This is a genomic window from Rhodococcus sp. KBS0724 (assembly GCF_005938745.2).
In the GTDB taxonomy this organism is placed as follows: Bacteria; Actinomycetota; Actinomycetes; order Mycobacteriales; family Mycobacteriaceae; genus Rhodococcus_F.
On sequence record NZ_VCBX02000001.1, the window covers coordinates 6,645,130 to 6,660,208 of the forward strand.

The 15,079-nt window shown below is 62.5% G+C and carries 16 protein-coding genes; 7 read left to right on the forward strand and 9 right to left on the reverse strand.

Annotated elements, in window-relative coordinates; translation table 11 throughout:
* The first annotated feature begins 27 nt into the window (after nucleotides 1–27).
* The 5 genes from FFI94_RS33885 to FFI94_RS30685 are packed head-to-tail and all read left to right on the forward strand — an operon-like array spanning nucleotide 28 to nucleotide 3,098.
* Nucleotides 28–177, forward strand: coding sequence for a hypothetical protein (locus tag FFI94_RS33885; protein ID WP_185993359.1), 150 nt, complete (start codon nucleotides 28–30; stop codon nucleotides 175–177).
* Entirely contained in the window at nucleotides 174–1,079 is a 906-nt protein-coding gene (locus FFI94_RS30670; RefSeq protein ID WP_138871149.1) for a TIGR04222 domain-containing membrane protein, read from the forward strand. The genes FFI94_RS33885 and FFI94_RS30670 overlap by 4 nt, the downstream gene beginning before the upstream one ends.
* Nucleotides 1,076–1,954 carry a TIGR04222 domain-containing membrane protein gene (locus FFI94_RS30675; protein ID WP_138871150.1) on the forward strand — a complete coding sequence of 293 codons (879 nt, stop codon included), beginning with the start codon at nucleotides 1,076–1,078 and terminating at the stop codon, nucleotides 1,952–1,954. The genes FFI94_RS30670 and FFI94_RS30675 overlap by 4 nt, the downstream gene beginning before the upstream one ends.
* Nucleotides 1,951–2,775 (forward strand): DUF692 domain-containing protein, encoded by an 825-nt coding sequence (locus FFI94_RS30680; RefSeq protein WP_138871151.1) that lies wholly within the window; start codon nucleotides 1,951–1,953, stop codon nucleotides 2,773–2,775. The genes FFI94_RS30675 and FFI94_RS30680 overlap by 4 nt, the downstream gene beginning before the upstream one ends.
* Nucleotides 2,772–3,098 (forward strand): hypothetical protein, encoded by a 327-nt coding sequence (locus tag FFI94_RS30685; RefSeq protein ID WP_138871152.1) that lies wholly within the window; start codon nucleotides 2,772–2,774, stop codon nucleotides 3,096–3,098. Before FFI94_RS30680 ends, FFI94_RS30685 begins: the two co-directional genes overlap by 4 nt.
* On the opposite strand, the gene FFI94_RS30690 is transcribed toward FFI94_RS30685, so the two are convergent.
* The 8 genes from FFI94_RS30690 to leuS all read right to left on the reverse strand — a co-directional run bounded on the left by FFI94_RS30690 (nucleotide 3,087) and on the right by leuS (nucleotide 12,782).
* Nucleotides 3,087–3,881 (reverse strand): family 1 encapsulin nanocompartment shell protein, encoded by a 795-nt coding sequence (locus FFI94_RS30690; RefSeq protein WP_033235271.1) that lies wholly within the window; start codon nucleotides 3,879–3,881, stop codon nucleotides 3,087–3,089. The two genes, FFI94_RS30685 and FFI94_RS30690, sit on opposite strands and share 12 nt — an antisense overlap.
* Nucleotides 3,878–4,945 carry a Dyp-type peroxidase gene (locus FFI94_RS30695; protein WP_138871153.1) on the reverse strand — a complete coding sequence of 356 codons (1,068 nt, stop codon included), beginning with the start codon at nucleotides 4,943–4,945 and terminating at the stop codon, nucleotides 3,878–3,880. Before FFI94_RS30695 ends, FFI94_RS30690 begins: the two co-directional genes overlap by 4 nt.
* A gap of 57 nt (nucleotides 4,946–5,002) precedes the next feature.
* Nucleotides 5,003–5,959, reverse strand: coding sequence for an SMP-30/gluconolactonase/LRE family protein (locus FFI94_RS30700; protein ID WP_138871154.1), 957 nt, complete (start codon nucleotides 5,957–5,959; stop codon nucleotides 5,003–5,005).
* Nucleotides 5,960–5,992: 33 nt separating this feature from the next.
* A complete protein-coding gene (locus FFI94_RS30705) occupies nucleotides 5,993–6,967 on the reverse strand; it encodes an alpha/beta fold hydrolase (protein WP_138871155.1) in 975 nt (324 codons plus the stop codon).
* A 1-nt stretch (nucleotide 6,968) separates the two neighbouring features.
* A complete protein-coding gene (locus FFI94_RS30710; protein WP_138871156.1) occupies nucleotides 6,969–7,343 on the reverse strand; it encodes a nuclear transport factor 2 family protein in 375 nt (124 codons plus the stop codon).
* Between the two features lie 65 nt (nucleotides 7,344–7,408).
* Complete coding sequence (locus FFI94_RS30715; RefSeq protein ID WP_138871157.1) at nucleotides 7,409–8,089, reverse strand: hypothetical protein; 681 nt, start codon at nucleotides 8,087–8,089, stop codon at nucleotides 7,409–7,411.
* Between the two features lie 63 nt (nucleotides 8,090–8,152).
* The gene (locus tag FFI94_RS30720; RefSeq protein WP_138871158.1) at nucleotides 8,153–9,658 is read right to left on the reverse strand and encodes an MFS transporter; all 1,506 of its coding nucleotides are present in this window, start codon (nucleotides 9,656–9,658) and stop codon (nucleotides 8,153–8,155) included.
* Between the two features lie 277 nt (nucleotides 9,659–9,935).
* Nucleotides 9,936–12,782, reverse strand: coding sequence for a leucine--tRNA ligase (gene leuS / locus FFI94_RS30725; RefSeq protein WP_138871159.1), 2,847 nt, complete (start codon nucleotides 12,780–12,782; stop codon nucleotides 9,936–9,938).
* Between the two features lie 102 nt (nucleotides 12,783–12,884).
* Between leuS and FFI94_RS30730 the strand changes: the two genes are divergently transcribed.
* Both FFI94_RS30730 and FFI94_RS30735 read left to right on the forward strand, forming a co-directional pair.
* Nucleotides 12,885–13,379, forward strand: a complete 495-nt coding sequence (locus FFI94_RS30730) for an SdpI family protein (RefSeq protein WP_138871160.1) — start codon at nucleotides 12,885–12,887, stop codon at nucleotides 13,377–13,379.
* A 5-nt stretch (nucleotides 13,380–13,384) separates the two neighbouring features.
* The gene (locus FFI94_RS30735) at nucleotides 13,385–14,341 is read left to right on the forward strand and encodes a DUF1648 domain-containing protein (RefSeq protein ID WP_138871161.1); all 957 of its coding nucleotides are present in this window, start codon (nucleotides 13,385–13,387) and stop codon (nucleotides 14,339–14,341) included.
* Between the two features lie 13 nt (nucleotides 14,342–14,354).
* Here the strand turns inward: FFI94_RS30735 and FFI94_RS30740 are convergent, their stop codons facing one another.
* Complete coding sequence (locus FFI94_RS30740; protein ID WP_138871162.1) at nucleotides 14,355–15,041, reverse strand: FadR/GntR family transcriptional regulator; 687 nt, start codon at nucleotides 15,039–15,041, stop codon at nucleotides 14,355–14,357.
* Between the last annotated feature and the right edge of the window lie 38 nt (nucleotides 15,042–15,079).

Genomic DNA, 15,079 nt, shown 5'->3' on the forward strand with positions numbered 1-15,079 from the left:
GACAAGGACGTTGAAAGGTGGAGCGCAATGAATAACCATACGGACAAGCGGGGATTTTCCACTGAACCCTGCCGCGCGCGATACGTCGCCGCAACTCACGGCGCATTGGCGATCGCACGCCCACTGACACCGGCAGAAATGGGCATCCTGACCGACAGCGGGGGGTGGGGAGGATGAGCACCTACGCAGCCGACACCTGGGGAATCCCCAGCCAGACCTTCCTGCAGTGGTACCTCGTCGCCGCTGCAGTCGCTGTTGGACTTTCTCTCTACAGCCGAATCCTGGCCCGGCGATCACCAACAGTTGTGGACGCCGTCCGTGCGCCTCTGACACCACCCGAAGTCGGCGCCCTGACCAGCGACTACCAGGCAGTCCTCGCGTCGATGGCAATTCTGCGCAGCGCCGACATGATCACCAGCGCCGGGAAGGCCAGGCGAGAACTGAACCAAGCGGACAAGAGTCGCTTGGACTGGTTTACCCGCACTCTCCACGAGCGGCTCGGCCGCGGCAAGGTACCGCTACGCCAAGTGCGCCTGCTCGGGCGGATGAACATCGCCCTCGCCCAACTCCGTACGTCACTGATCAATGCCGGGTACCTTCAGCGCCCGCAGCATGGCGTCGCCGCACGCTTGCGGACCGCCCCACTGGTCGCGGTCATCGGTATCGGCGTCGTCCGGTTGATCTTCGGCCTGGCCGGTGGCAAGCCCGTCGGATTCCTGCTCCTGACAATCATCGCGCTTGCAGCACTGATTCCGTTGCTACGCATCAATCGTCGACTCACGGCGTTGGGCGAGAGCGAGTTGCGCCGACTCAAGCACGAGAACTCGTATCTCTCACCGAAACTGCGGCCGTCGTTCACCAGCTACGGCCCATCTCTCGCCGGGTTGTCGGCAGCTCTGTTCGGTTCCGGCGCACTGGTTCTGATCGACCCGGCGTTGGCAGGAGCTGTTGCGGCCGGCGCCGCATACAGTCCGGGCGGCGCTGGGGGTTCCCACAGTTGCGGCTCGTCCTCGAGTTCGGATGGCGGCAGTGGCGGTGGCAGTAGTAGTTGCGGCGGCGGTGGGGGGTGTGGAGGATGAACGCCCACGCTGCCGACACCTGGGGAATCCCCAGCCGAGACTTCCTGTACGGCTACATCATTGTCGCGATCACTCTGATGATTCTGATTTTCTTGTGGCGCTTGACGCTTCGATCGCGTCAGGTTTCCGTCGAGTTCATCGATCAGCTCACTCCACCCGAAGTCGGCATGCTCACCAGTGAGGCCCGCGCTATCGCAGCATCATTGGCGATCCTGCGCAGCGCCGACCTGATCACGATCGACGGCGCGGTTCTACGGCCGCTGGGACCCGGTGACGTGACACTTGATTGGTACACCCGCACGGTCTATTACAAGCTGGCTGAACTGGCCTCACCCCACCGTCGACGCCAGCTGGCCGAGCGAATGACGGTGGAATCGGCGCGGCTGCGGAACTCACTGGCAGACAGGGGATATCTGACGCAGCCACATACTCGGCGATCAATTCGGTTCGCCATTCTGCCTCTGAAAATCCTGGCGGCAATCGGCATTGTGCGAATCGTGTTCGGAGTACTGAACGACAAGCCTTTCGAGTTCTTGATTCTCGCCGTGTTGGCTACCGGCTTCATGATCCCGGTCCTCGGCTTGACCTTCGATCGCACCGCGTCGGGCAATGCTGCACGAGCTACGTTGACCAGATCTCACGCTTACCTCGCTCCGCGGCACAACCCCGCGTTCTCTACTTACGGACCACGATTGGCCGGCATGTCCGCAGCTCTCTTCGCGGGATCCGCTTTCCTCATGATCAATCCGGCCCTGGCGTCCGCAGCGGGAATCGGCGCCGACGGAGGAAGCAGCGGAGGCGGAGGCGGCGACGGCAGCGGAAGTAGTTGCGGTGGTGGCGGCGGATGTGGCGGCGGCGGAGGGTGCGGGGGATGACGCTCCGCGGCATGGGAATCGGATGGCGCCCCGAGATCTCCGGGATCATTGCTCAGCTGGACGACCTGGCATTCTGTGAAGTGATCGCCGAATCCCTCGGCAGTTCACTACCGCCCGAGCTGGAACGGCTCGCTGTTCCGGTTATCCCACACGGCATTTCCCTGTCGCTGGGCGGCGCAGAACCGCTCGAGCCTCGACGCGTCGAGCACCTGGCCCAGGTAGCTGGGCTGCACGGCGTACCGATGGTCAGTGAGCACATCGCGTTTGTCCGCGCCGGCGGCATCGAAGCGGGGCACCTGCTGCCGGTTCCCCGGACCTACGAGGCCCTCGATGTCCTGACACGCAACATCACCCAAGTCCAGGAGAGTCTTCCCGTACCACTCGCGGTGGAGAACATCGCGGCACTCTTCGACTGGCCGGACGACGAACTCACCGAGGGTGAGTTTCTGGCGGAACTGATCGAACGCACCGGGGTTCGCTTGGTCCTCGATATCGCGAATGTGTACGCAAACGCGCTCAATCGGAAGCTCGATCCGTGGTCGGAATTATGCCGACTACCACTGGAGCACATCGCGTATTGCCATATCGCCGGCGGCAGTGTGCGCGACGGCAAATACCACGACACCCACACCGATCCCGTTCCCCGTCAGGTCGTGGAACTGCTCGCGCAATTCACAGCAGCCGGGCACCACCCCGCGATCATGCTCGAGCGAGACGGCAATTACCCACCAGCACAAGAACTTCTGGGCGAACTGGACGCCATATCCGATGCTGCCGGACTCCGCCGCATCACCGCGAACACTGACTGGTCACGCACATGAGCAGCCTCGCAGCACGTCAAGAAGCTCTGGTGCGTGCCCTGGTCGCGGGCGGTGAACTGCCGCCGGGTTTCGACACCGAGGACGCTGCTGTTGTCTCAGCGGCCCTGATCCGCAAGCGTGCCGGCGAAGTGGCGCACCACCTTCCGATGGTACGCCACACTCTCGGCGATCGTTATCTCGAGTTGTTCACAGCCTGGGCAACCGAGCGACCCAAGACGTCGTCACAGGCGGATGCCCAAGCGTTTGTCGCTCACCTGCAGCGCATCGGCGAACTGCCTCGCCCGCCGTGGTATCAGAGATTTCGAAGGCTCTTACGTAAGTGACACAACAGCTTCACTGGTGTACATGAGGAAGGTCATCGACTCCTGGAAGTACAGTTCCACCGATTCCGCGTCGTGTGACAGATAGCCGATCGACAGATCCTGCCCGATGTGCAACTCGTAATCGCCACCGCGCGTGGACATCAGGAATGCACCGTCGATTGCCGGAGCCCAGATGATGTCGCCGTCGAGTACCCGCCTGATGTGCTCGCGAATCGGGTAGCCGTGGTCGGAGGTTTCGTTGATCTGCGTGAACGCATCTGCGTTGAGCAGCAACGAATACGGGCCGTTGACACCGGCCAGACGCAACGCCGTGAGGGCCTGGCTGATGGCCTCCGGGTAGTCCTTGGCGTCGGCGGGCAGCTTGAGTTCCGGGTTGGAACCACTCGCGCGCACACCCGTGATATTTGCCGCCGGGTATCCCTCGAACACGGCCCGATCCTCGGCAAACGCGATCTTCTGCGCCGCATCCTTGACGGGCTGCCAATCCGAATCCTTTGCGCCACGCTCGACGTCGTCGATTGCCTGGCGGCTGACGGTGAAGGGCACCCGCAGTTCGATGATCGGCTGCGACTGACGAGCGTGTGCGATCACCCCGTCAGCAAGCGAACTGATCGGAACCTGATGACCCAACGCAACACAGGCAAGATCGTCACCCGACGGTCCCTCGACGTCGACAACCCGGCGGCCGGCGACGTGACGCTTGAAGGTGCGGCTGGCCTCTTCTTCGATCTCGGCCCAGGCTGCTGCCGAAATGGGTGCTAGGTCGCGGTGCAGGTTTGTCATTGCCGGTCACTCCTTTTGAGGCTGCCGATTCCGAGAGAACCGTCAGAGGTGGGCGCTGCGAACGTCGCTTCGGGAACAAGCCTGGATGGCAGACCCGGGGGATCGTCGAGAAAATCCGCCGTCGGAACGAAGAAATTGATTCCGGTGACGGCAGTCGAGAAATCGAGAATGCGGTCGTAGTTGCCGACGGGATTCCCGATGAACATGTTGCGGAGCATCTGCTCGGTGACCCTCGGCGACGCCGAGTAACCGATGAAATACGTGCCCATCTCCGCCGAGCCGACATGACCGAACGGCATGTTGTCACGCAAAATCTGAATCTGCTCACCGGATTCGTCCTCGATGACGGTGAGGGCGGTGTGAGCGTTGGCAGGTTTGGTGTCGTCGTCCATCTCGAGGTCTTCGAGCTTGGAGCGTCCGATGACGTTCTCCTGCTCCTCGACGGGCAGTGCGTTCCACTCCGACATGTCGTGAAGATACTTCTGGACGATGACGTAGCTGCTACCCGCAAACTCCGGATCCTCGTCGCCGACAGTGACCGCGACGTAGGCATCCTGCCCGGACGGGTTCTCGGTGCCGTCCACGAACCCCATCAGGTCACGCTGCTCGAAGTACTTGAATCCGTGCACCTCGTCGATCACGGACGCTGCCCCGGCCAGCCTCGTCGTCACGACCGAAGCGAACTCGAAGCACAGATCCATCTGCCGTGCCCGGATGTGGAACAGCAGATCACCTGGCGTGCGCGGGGCGTAGTGCTTGTCACCGGTCAACTCGATAAACGGATGCAATTCCGCAGGCCGCGGGCCGTCGAACAGTCGGTCCCACGCGTCCGAACCGATGCCGACCACAGTGGCCAAGCCACCGGCGGGAACCCGAAATCCGATGGATCGCTGTAGGCCGGAAATATCCGACAGAACATCGCGAACTGCCTGCTCACCACCCTCGTCGATGGTGAAAACCAGGAAGATCGCAGCTTCCGTCAGCGGCGTCAGCAGTGGTTGGGGTACCGCAGGCAGGTTTGTCCCGGCTCTCTCGGCCTCGTCGATCGCACTCGTTTCCGCCATGCAGACCAGTATGGCCGATTTGGGCACTCCCGGCAGCGGTAGTCGAGAAGTCGCGAATTACGGCGTCGCCGCCTGCGCACCCGCATCGAAGCCTGCCGGAATCTCGTAGATCCGCCCGTCGAAACCAGCACGGTAAAGATGCCCGGCCGCAAATCCGGAAGTGCCGCGTCCGTAAGTCAACACGCTCGATGCCTGCAATCCGGTGGTGAGTGCGCAATACTGACCGGGACCGTCGATGCGCCACACCTCACCACTGATGTCCGTCGGAACGATGGCACGGTCTCGCGAATCCAACGTCAAACCGTCTGGAGCAGAGAATGTTTCGAGTCCTCCGAGATCGACCAGCGACTCCGAATAGGACGGATTGTCGACGGAGATGCGGCTCACCCCAGGATTGGCGAACGTACGCGAGACGTAGAGCCACCGATTGTCGGAACTCAGCGCGGCGCCGTTGGCACTCGGGAACGTCGCCCACGCCGGGTCGACGCCGCCGCCTGGGCTGACCTTTCCGATCAGCGAACCGAAATCGTTGGTGGCATAGATCGTTCCGTCGTGTGCCACGGCAAGGCCGTTTGCAGCGCTCAGACCCCCGGCGATGGGTGTCACGGCGCCCGAGTTCACATCGACCCGCGCCACCGACGCCGACCGTGTCAGATCCCCGATCAGCACGCTCGCGTTTGCTCCGGTCCCCACCAGCAAGGAGCCGTCCGTATCCCAGGCCAAAGCACCCGCACCGCCGGGAACCGTCGCAATCGGAACAGCCGTCTGACCAGGACCGTCGACACGAAAGATGCGCCCGCTCAACAAATCTGTTGTGTACAGGCGTCCTTGTCCGTCCACGGTGACGCCCTCGAGGGCGGCTCCCGGAATTTGCGCGCTGAGAATCGCAGGTGACGATCCCGGACAGAGGGGAGCGGCCTCGGCGCCGGATACCCCCAGCGCCAGAAGCGAACCGGCAACCAGAACGCCGGTGATACCTACCCGAATACCGCGATCGAAGATCCTGGTCTGCATCTGGGCAACGCTAGACCTTCTGCCTGATTTCGCCTAGAGACCCTGAAGGAACGAGATCAAAAGTTCATTGACCTCATCCGCGCGCTCCTGCTGCACAAAGTGCCCGGCACCATCCAGAAGATGCACGCCACGCAAGTCAGGCACAGTGTTCTTCATGCGGTCCAGCGCCTGGGGACCGCTCATCGTGATGACCGGATCTTCGGCGCCGGCGATGAAGAGCGTCGGAACTTCGATGTGCGCGCCGTCCAGATCTGCGTTGCGCTCCCAGTTGGCGTCGTACGCTCGGTACCAGTTCAATCCACCAGTGAATCCTGTTGCAGTAAACGTCTTTACGTAAACATCGAAGTCCTCTTCGGTGAGCCACGACCACGGCAACGCCGGCGCATCGGGAAGTACGTCCAAGTAGCCGTTTCCCTCGGACGGGTGATCCCAGACATCGAGGTATCGGTAGGCGCCGGACAACGCGTGAAAGAGTCGCTGCAGGAATTCGCGCGGGTGGGCGTCGAGTTCACGCTCCGCCGCACCCGGTTCTTGGAAGTAGTGCATGTGTAGAAAGTGTTTGCGCGCCATAGCGGCGTAAATAGTCGACGGCTTGGCCGGAAACCGGTCCGGTGCATAGGGAACCGCCAACGAGACCAGTCCCGCAACACGATCCGGGTAGCGCAGAGCCGTCGTCCACGCGGCCGGCGCCCCGAAATCGTGACCGACGAACACGGCTTTGTCGATTCCGAGAGCGTCGAGAAGGGCGATCAACCTGGCGGCAACCGCGTCGTTGGTGTACTCGTCGACGGAATCCGGGCGGGTGGTTCCGCCGTAACCGGGCATGTCGAGCGCAATCGCCCGAAAGCCCGCTTCCGCCAACGCCGCCGACTGATGCCGATAGCTGTACCCGAGGCCGGGAAAGCCGTGGCACATGACGACCGTTGTTCCAGAAGCTGCAACTGTCCCAGAACCCGAATCATCGAATTGCCAACGGAATCCGTCGAGGTCAATCGTCTGCACCGTCATGTCAGGCGGTGATCATGTCTTCCTGGTTCCAGAATGCGCGCATCGACAGGATCTTGCCGTCGTCGTCGAAGGTCATGACGTCGATGGGCGCGATGGTCAGTGTCTTGTCGCCGAGCTTGGTGATCAGCGAGAAGTGGAATGCTGCTTCGTTTCCGGCAATGCGGAGGGTGTGAAGGTGCGCTTCCTGGTCGAAATTCTCGATCACGGAGTAGAACTCGAGAATCGACTCGCGGGTGGTGCGCACGTCGGTACCAACCGGGTCTTCGACCGTCGCACCCTCGGCATACAGGGCGACAACCTGGGCGGCAGTGCCCGTGGCAACTGTCTCGATGTAGGCGTCGACGGTCTTGCGGATTACCTCTGCTGACGGTGCCATGGTCTACCCCTCGTAGTTAGAACAAGTTCTAATTCTGAGGATAACCTACGTCGTTATTCCTCGAGTCAGGTTTCGAGCACCTTGCGCAGACGCGCCTTCTTCCGGTTCTCCCGCACGATCCAGACGACATCGGCGTCGTCCGACGCCTCCAGGGAGACGAATGCCGGCAGGGCATTCTCCGGATCCGCTGCGACCGCGACGCTCCAGCAGTATCCGAGCGCCTGCCGGAGGGTACGTGTGTCGGCTTCACGACGGGCATCAGCCGGCTGGGAGACGATCCACTCGGTAGCGTCTCGGCACACCTGAACGGCCAGCGCAGCGTTGGCCTTGTCCTTCAGCAACCGCGGCTCGCAGATCCCGGCGGCCGCAGCCCGCAGCGTCAAAGGACGGGTGGAGCGTGCCCACTTCTCGACGATCGCCCGCAACAACTCCGGATCCGCGTCGCCAACCGCCTGAACCGCCATCGCGGCAGCTTCACGGGCACGCCACGACGCACTGGTGGTTGCCTCCGTCAGACTGTCGAGAACACCCTCGTCGCGCGAACGAACGAGAATGAATCCGAGCCCGACGATCCCACAGCAGCGGATGTATTCGTCTTCGGACTTCGCCGCCTGCAGGATGTCGTCACTGTCGGCTCCGCGCGCGAACTCGAGCATGAGCGCAAGGTTCGCGCGCGGGCCGGGCAATCCTGAACGCTCCTTCAGGTAACTCCACAGTTCATCACCATCCAGATCCGCGAACGTCATGGGAGTCCTTTCGTCGGTACACCCAATCCTGTCAGCCCGGATCTACACGCGCAGCATTTCCGATCAGTGAGCAGGCAGAAGGGGCGTCTCCTGCGCCGCGCCGTCTTCTGCTCCGATCTGGACGATGTTTCGCGGCAGGAAAATAGCTGCAATTGCACCGAGAACTGCTGCTGCAGCACCGATCAGGAACGCAATACGCATCCCTTCGTCGGTGTAGAACACAGCACCCTCCATCGCCATCGCAATGTGCGAGTTCAGAACCGTGAAGGCAATGACGGGAAGCACTGCGGGGAAGATGCTTTGGAAAACGGCGACCATGCTTGCCGTACTTGCCTGCAACTGCGGTGGAACCGCTTCGATAAGCAGGTTCGGAATCGACGCGTAACCCATACCCATACCGGCACCGAAGATTCCGGCGAAGATGATGAGCAGCGGCTTGTTGTCGTGAATGGTCGCCGTCAGGGTGAAACCGACTGCCATCAGAATCATTCCGATGATCATCAACAGGCGAGGGCGAATATTTCGGCCCACGAGGATGCCGACGATCAAGCCGCCCACCACGACCATACCGCCGATAGGCGCCTGGAAGATCGCGAATCCCTCTGCTGTGACACCGAATCCGTATCCCAGCCCGAGAACTGCGGGGGTCATCACCATCATCGGCAGCAGAATCGTGAATACACCCGAGGCGCCGTAGCAGAATCCTGCTCCGACAGCGGTGAGCATCACCGAACGCTTGCCGAAGTAGCGCAGGTCGATCAGCGGCTCACGGATAGCGCGCGCGGAGGCAACCCAGGCCACCAGCAGTGCGACACCACCAATCAGATAGGCCAGCGTCGAACCGTTCTTCCACCCCCAGGTCGGACCGAAGCTGACACCGACAAGAATTCCTGCGATACCCGATCCCAGGAGCACAGCGCCGATCAAGTCAACCGACGAGCGCAGTCGCACAGCAGATTCCGCCGTCGAAGCAAAGATCATTCCGCCGAGAATGACCAAGCCGACAACGAAGAACCAGAAGATGCTACGGAAACCGTGATTATCGATCAACCAACCGGTGAGGAACGGCGCCGGGATAGCGATCAGTCCCATGCCGGAGGTTGCAATACTGACTGCCAGCGCAACAGTTTTCGGCGGAAACACGTCTCGTATGAGGGAGTAACTCAGGAACAGGCAGGGCACGAGCAGACCCGTCAGCGAGCGGCCCAGAATCAGGACGGCATAGCTCGGCGCTATCGCCGAGATGAAGGATCCGACGGCCGCACCCGCGACCGCCAGGAGCAGGATCTTTCGCTTGCCGTACATGTCTGCAAGCTTGCCCAGTAGTGGAGACGCGACCGCGCCCAGTAGCAGGAACGACGTCAGCAGCCAGGCTCCCTGCGTCGTTTGATAGTGCACCGAAATTGCAGGCAGCGCAGTGGAAATCATCATGTAGCTCACCGCGAGCATTTCGAGCAGCAGAACGATCGACGCCAGCGAGAACACCAGTCGCGGCGTCCACCGCTCCGGATTCGATGTCGGTTCGGACAGACTGGGAGACGAACCGGAGCTGTGGACATCAGACGCCATGGCTGGAGATCCTTTCGGGAAATCTGCGGATTCGATTGACCCCCTGTCGGATACAACCAACCGGGGGCCTTGCTGGGAAGTGCGGTGAACGACAGCTACCGATCCCGGTAACGTGTTACCTGCATCACAGCCCTCGCGTCGAACGCGCGCTATGGCATGTTCCGCGGAGCGGGACAATCAGGACAACGACTGGCCAGCAGGCGAAACGACCCCCACAGACGACTGTGCGCCGTTTCGGTAGCGATAACTACCGAAACGGCGCACGGGCGCGAAGCGCCTACAGAACGATATTCACCATCTTGCCCGGCACGACGATCACCTTGCGGGGAGCGTTGCCCTCGAGCAGAGCAACAATCTTCTCGTCAGCCAGCGCGATCTCCTCGACGGCCTTGCGATCCGCGTCGGCCGGAACGCTGATACGACTACGCACCTTGCCGTTGACCTGGATCGGGTACTCGACGGTGTCTTCTACGAGCCACTTCTCCTCGACGGCCGGGAAGGGTCCATGTGCAAGCGATTCCGTATGACCCAGGCGAGACCACAGTTCCTCCGAGAGGTGCGGAGCCAGGGGAGCGAGCATCAGCACCAGCGGTTCGACGGCGGAGCGCGGAGCGCCACCGGGGAAGGCCTTGGTGAGGTGGTTGTTGTACTCGATCAGCTTGGCGGCCGCCGTGTTGTCGCGCAGCGCGGTGTAATCCTCGCTGACACCGGCGATTGCCTTGTTGAGGGCACGAAGCGTCTCTTCACCCGGAGCCTCGTCGGTGACACGGGGCTCGCCCGACTCCTCGTCGATGACAACGCGCCACACGCGCTGCAGGAATCGCGAAGCACCGACAACGTCCTTGGTCGCCCAGGGACGCGAGGTGTCCAGCGGACCCATCGACATCTCGTAGACGCGGAGGGTGTCTGCACCGAATTCGGCGCAAATCTCGTCCGGCGCAACGGCATTCTTCAGGCTCTTGCCCATCTTGCCGTACTCACGGTTGACCTCGGCGCCATCGTAGAAGTACTTGCCGTCCCGCTCGACAACCTCTTCGGCGGGCACGTAGACGCCGCGGGCATCGGTGTACGCAAATGCCTGGATGTAGCCCTGGTTGTAGAGGCGACGGTACGGCTCGCTCGAGGACACGTAGCCCAGGTCGAAGAGCACCTTGTGCCAGAACCGCGAGTACAGCAGGTGCAGCACTGCGTGCTCGACGCCGCCGACGTACAGGTCGACTCCACCGGGGTCATTGGGGCCGTGCAGCTCCGGACGCGGGCCGGTCCAGTAGGCCTCGTTCTGCGGATCACAGAACGTGTCCTGGTTGGTGGGGTCGATGTAGCGCAGCTGGTACCACGAGCTGCCGGCCCACTGCGGCATGACGTTGGTGTCGCGGTGGTAGGTCTGCAGGCCGTCGCCGAGGTCGAGTTCGACGTTGACCCAGTCGGTTGCCTTGTTGAGCGGGGGAGAGGGCTCGGAGTTGGCGTCGTCCGGATCGAAGGACACGGGTGCGTAATCCTCGACCTCCGGAAGAACCACGGGCAGAGCCGAATCCGGCAGTGCATGCGCGTTTCCGGCAGCGTCGTACACGATCGGGAAAGGCTCGCCCCAGTAACGCTGACGCGCGAAGAGCCAGTCGCGCAGCTTGTACTGGATGGTGCCCTTGCCGTGGCCGGACTCCTCGAGCTTGCTGATGACGGTGGCCTTGGCCTCCGCCACGTCCAGACCGTCGAGGTAGTCGGAGTTCACCAGTGCGCCGTCGCCGGAGTATGCGGCCTCCGAAACATTGCCGCCGGCAATAACTTCGACGATATCGAGGCCGAAGGCGTTGGCGAACTCCCAGTCACGGTGATCGTGTCCCGGAACTGCCATGATCGCGCCGGTGCCGTAGCCGGTCAGAACGTAGTCGGCGATGAAAACCGGGACCTTGTGGCCGTTGACGGGGTTGATCGCGTAGGAGCCGAGGAAGACACCGGTCTTCTCCTTGTTCTCCTGACGCTCGAGATCCGTCTTCGCAGCGATCGACTTACGGTATGCCGCAACAGCTTCCGCAGGAGTGGTGGCGCCGCCAGTCCAGCGCGCGTCGACGCCTTCGGGCCATTCGTCGGCAACAAGTTTGTCGACCAGATCATGCTCGGGAGCCAGCGTCACGTAAGTGGCACCGAACAGCGTGTCCGGGCGCGTCGTGAACACGTCGATGCCGTAGTCGCCGGCCGCAAAGGTAACCTCGGCGCCGTACGAGCGGCCGATCCAGTTGCGCTGCATGGCCTTGACCTTGTCTGGCCAATCCAGGTACTCGAGGTCGTCGACCAGGCGGTCGGAGTACGCGGTGATGCGCATCATCCACTGCTTGAGGTGCTTGCGGAAGACGGGGAAGTTGCCGCGATCACTACGACCGTCGGCGGTAACCTCTTCGTTGGCCAGCACGGTACCCAGGCCGGGACACCAGTTGACCATCGAATCAGACTGGTACACAAGGCGGTACGAGTCCACAATCTTGGCCTTCTCGGCGACGTCCAGCGAAGCCCAGTCGCGGCCGTCCTCGACCGCGCGCTCGCCGGACTCGAACTCGGCTTCCAGCTCGGAGATACGACGTGCCTTGCCCGCTGCCTTGTCGTACCACGCGCCATGGATCTGCAGGAAGATCCACTGCGTCCAGTGGTAGAAGTCGACGTCCGTCGTCGCCAAGCTACGACGCTCGTCGTGGCCCAGGCCCAGGCGTCGGAGCTGACGCTTCATGTTGGCGATGTTCGCCTCGGTGGTCGTGCGCGGGTGGGTTCCCGTCTGCACGGCGTACTGCTCGGCCGGCAGACCGAAGGCGTCGTAGCCGAGGGTGTGCAGCACGTTGTGGCCGTGCATGCGATGGAAGCGCGCAAAGACGTCGGTGGCGATGTAGCCGAGCGGGTGGCCGACATGCAGACCCGAACCCGAGGGGTACGGGAACATGTCCTGAACGAAGAGCTTGTCGGCGGGCACGCCGTCGGGGGAGGACAGCGGACCGACCGGATTGGGCGCGTTGAACGTGCCCTCCTCGCTCCAGCGGTCCTGCCAGCGCTGCTCGATCTGGCCGGCAAGCTCCGCGGTGTAGCGGTGCTGCGGGGTGGCGTCGACTGGTGAATCGGGGGACTGCGGAGACTCGGTCACTGTGGTCGCTATCTACTTGGCTGCCGTTGAATACCGTTAACCAGGGTAGAGCCTGCGCCACCCGGGCATACCATCAACTCCACTCGCGCCTATCCTGTATGGGTGATCGTTGTTGCTGTAGTGCTGTTCGTGCTCGCTCTTGCCGTTGGCGGAGTCGCTGTTGCCGGACTGATCGGCAAGCTTCCGCGTAACCGCTGGGCGGGTATCCGGACCCCGGATACGTTGCGAAGCGAAGAATCGTTTGCGCTAGCCAACAAGGTGGCAGGCCCGACGATGGCCGCTGCGGCCGGCCTCCTCGTCCTCGGCGGAATCGCCGCACTGACGATGAGCACCGCCATGGGCCTCGGCATCGCTCTCGTCGCCGTGGTGGGCGCAGTGTTCACCGCTGGCTTCGGCGGCAGTATCGGAGCCCGCGCGGCGGCAGCCCTGCCCGAGCAGAGTGGTTGCGGCAACGACTGCAATTGCGGCCACACCGAAGAACCTGCCCGAGCAGAACCTGCCGCGGAAACCCCCGAAGCCAAGGCAAATGCGGCCGACTGCGGCACCGGTTCCTGCGGTGCCTGCGCGCTCAAGGATGCTTGCCAGCCCGCTCATTGATTCACGTGAAACATCGTGTAATTGATCCAGCCGGAGCAGTCTTCGGCCTCCTGATCCCCGTGTTGTGCGCGCTCGGCGGCGTCGTACTCACACAACTGTGGGAACCCCGCCTCCCCGACAAGATCGCCACACACTGGTCCATGACATCCGCCGACGGCTTTGCGGCACCCATGACCAGCGCGTGGACGATGGCACTTCTGACGATTCTTTTCGGCGGTGGACTCTCGGCAATCGCAGCTCTTGCGCCCGCGACCCTGATGATGCGGCGATTCATGATCGTGGTCGGCCTGATCGTGGTGGGGATAATCGCCGGCGGTCAGATCGCTGCACTGCACGCTCAACTGGATGTCGTCGACCCGTCGTCCGTTCCCGCTCCCATCGGAGCTCTCGCGGCCGGAGCGCTCGGTGGATGCGTCGTCGGTCTGCTCGGAGCGTCGTTGCTACGCGACTATCGCCCGCGCACTACAGCAACCGAAGTTCCGAACCGCGCCTTGCCCCGCGGCAACGCGCCACTGCCGATCACCGACGACGTCGGGTTCTCCACCAAGGGTTCGGTCATCTTCGGGCTGATCATGGTCGCTCCCGGAATCATCCTCGGACTGCTCAGCTCGACCTGGTTCTCGGCGCTGTTCCTCGTGCTTGCCGTGTTCTGCGTGACCCTCGTTCGCTTCCGCGTTGTTGTCGACACCACCGAGATCACGGTATTCAACATGGGCATGCCTGCCATGACCTACGGCGTCGACGAGGTTGTCGGAGCCAAGGTCGCGGAGATCAAACCATTTGCGGATTTCGGCGGCTGGGGACTCAAGAGCAAAGGCCGTCGCAACTACGGCATTGTCACTCGCACCGGCCCCGCCGTCGTCATTACTTTTGCGGGCGGCGACAAGCTCACCATCACCACCCCGAAGGCCGACGACATCGCCGGCGCATTGAACAGCCTCGCCGACGCCCTGCGCAGTTAGACGCCCTGCGCAGTTAATCGACCGCGCTCGACCCGATCGCTTCCTTCGTCTTCTCGAGATAACCACACGCGGCACTGCGGGCTCGGTCGACGTCTCGGTCCGCGATGGCTGCCGCGACACCGCGGTGATGCAGCGAGGTCAATGACGGCGGGTGCACACCCTCCGTCACGTCGTAGGTAGCTCGAACGGTTTCGAGGATGCCGGCAAACAAGTCCTTCAGAACGGGATTGTGTGCGGCCTCCACAATCGCGATGTGGAAGCCGAGGTCGACCTCGACAAAATCGTCCCCGGCGAGGTCTCGTTTCTCCGCCAGCTCACGCAGGATCCGGACGTCCTCATCCGTTCGCCGTTCACACGCCAATCGGACCGCCTCCATCTCGAGCGCTCGACGCACCTCGAAGACGTACTTCATTTCCTCGACCGCGGCGTGCCGGCCCAACAGTCCGCCGATATCCGTACGCGCGCGGACAAAAGTGCCCGATCCCCGCCGGATCTCGAGAACGCCGGTGGATGTCAGAGTCTTGATTGCCTCACGGACAGTGTTTCGCCCGACCCCCAGGACACTCATCAGTTCCGGCTCCGTCGGGATTCGATTGCCGACGGTCCACGAACCGTCCGCGATCTGCGCACGCATCCACTCGAGGGATTGTTCGTACGCGGATTCTTTACGAACCACAGTTTCCTTGCGAACCACAGTCATCTGTCCATCCTCACAGCATTCGCGCCGTTCGTTCTACT

Bases quoted from the DNA above. Each gene is read 5' to 3' on its own strand.
- FFI94_RS33885 (WP_185993359.1), top strand. From the start codon at position 28: ATGAATAACCATACGGACAAGCGGGGATTTTCCACTGAACCCTGCCGC.
- FFI94_RS30670 (WP_138871149.1), top strand. From the start codon at position 174: ATGAGCACCTACGCAGCCGACACCTGGGGAATCCCCAGCCAGACCTTC.
- FFI94_RS30675 (WP_138871150.1), top strand. From the start codon at position 1,076: ATGAACGCCCACGCTGCCGACACCTGGGGAATCCCCAGCCGAGACTTC.
- FFI94_RS30680 (WP_138871151.1), top strand. From the start codon at position 1,951: ATGACGCTCCGCGGCATGGGAATCGGATGGCGCCCCGAGATCTCCGGG.
- FFI94_RS30685 (WP_138871152.1), top strand. From the start codon at position 2,772: ATGAGCAGCCTCGCAGCACGTCAAGAAGCTCTGGTGCGTGCCCTGGTC.
- FFI94_RS30690 (WP_033235271.1), bottom strand. From the start codon at position 3,881: ATGACAAACCTGCACCGCGACCTAGCACCCATTTCGGCAGCAGCCTGG.
- FFI94_RS30695 (WP_138871153.1), bottom strand. From the start codon at position 4,945: ATGGCGGAAACGAGTGCGATCGACGAGGCCGAGAGAGCCGGGACAAAC.
- FFI94_RS30700 (WP_138871154.1), bottom strand. From the start codon at position 5,959: ATGCAGACCAGGATCTTCGATCGCGGTATTCGGGTAGGTATCACCGGC.
- FFI94_RS30705 (WP_138871155.1), bottom strand. From the start codon at position 6,967: ATGACGGTGCAGACGATTGACCTCGACGGATTCCGTTGGCAATTCGAT.
- FFI94_RS30710 (WP_138871156.1), bottom strand. From the start codon at position 7,343: ATGGCACCGTCAGCAGAGGTAATCCGCAAGACCGTCGACGCCTACATC.
- FFI94_RS30715 (WP_138871157.1), bottom strand. From the start codon at position 8,089: ATGACGTTCGCGGATCTGGATGGTGATGAACTGTGGAGTTACCTGAAG.
- FFI94_RS30720 (WP_138871158.1), bottom strand. From the start codon at position 9,658: ATGGCGTCTGATGTCCACAGCTCCGGTTCGTCTCCCAGTCTGTCCGAA.
- FFI94_RS30740 (WP_138871162.1), bottom strand. From the start codon at position 15,041: ATGACTGTGGTTCGCAAGGAAACTGTGGTTCGTAAAGAATCCGCGTAC.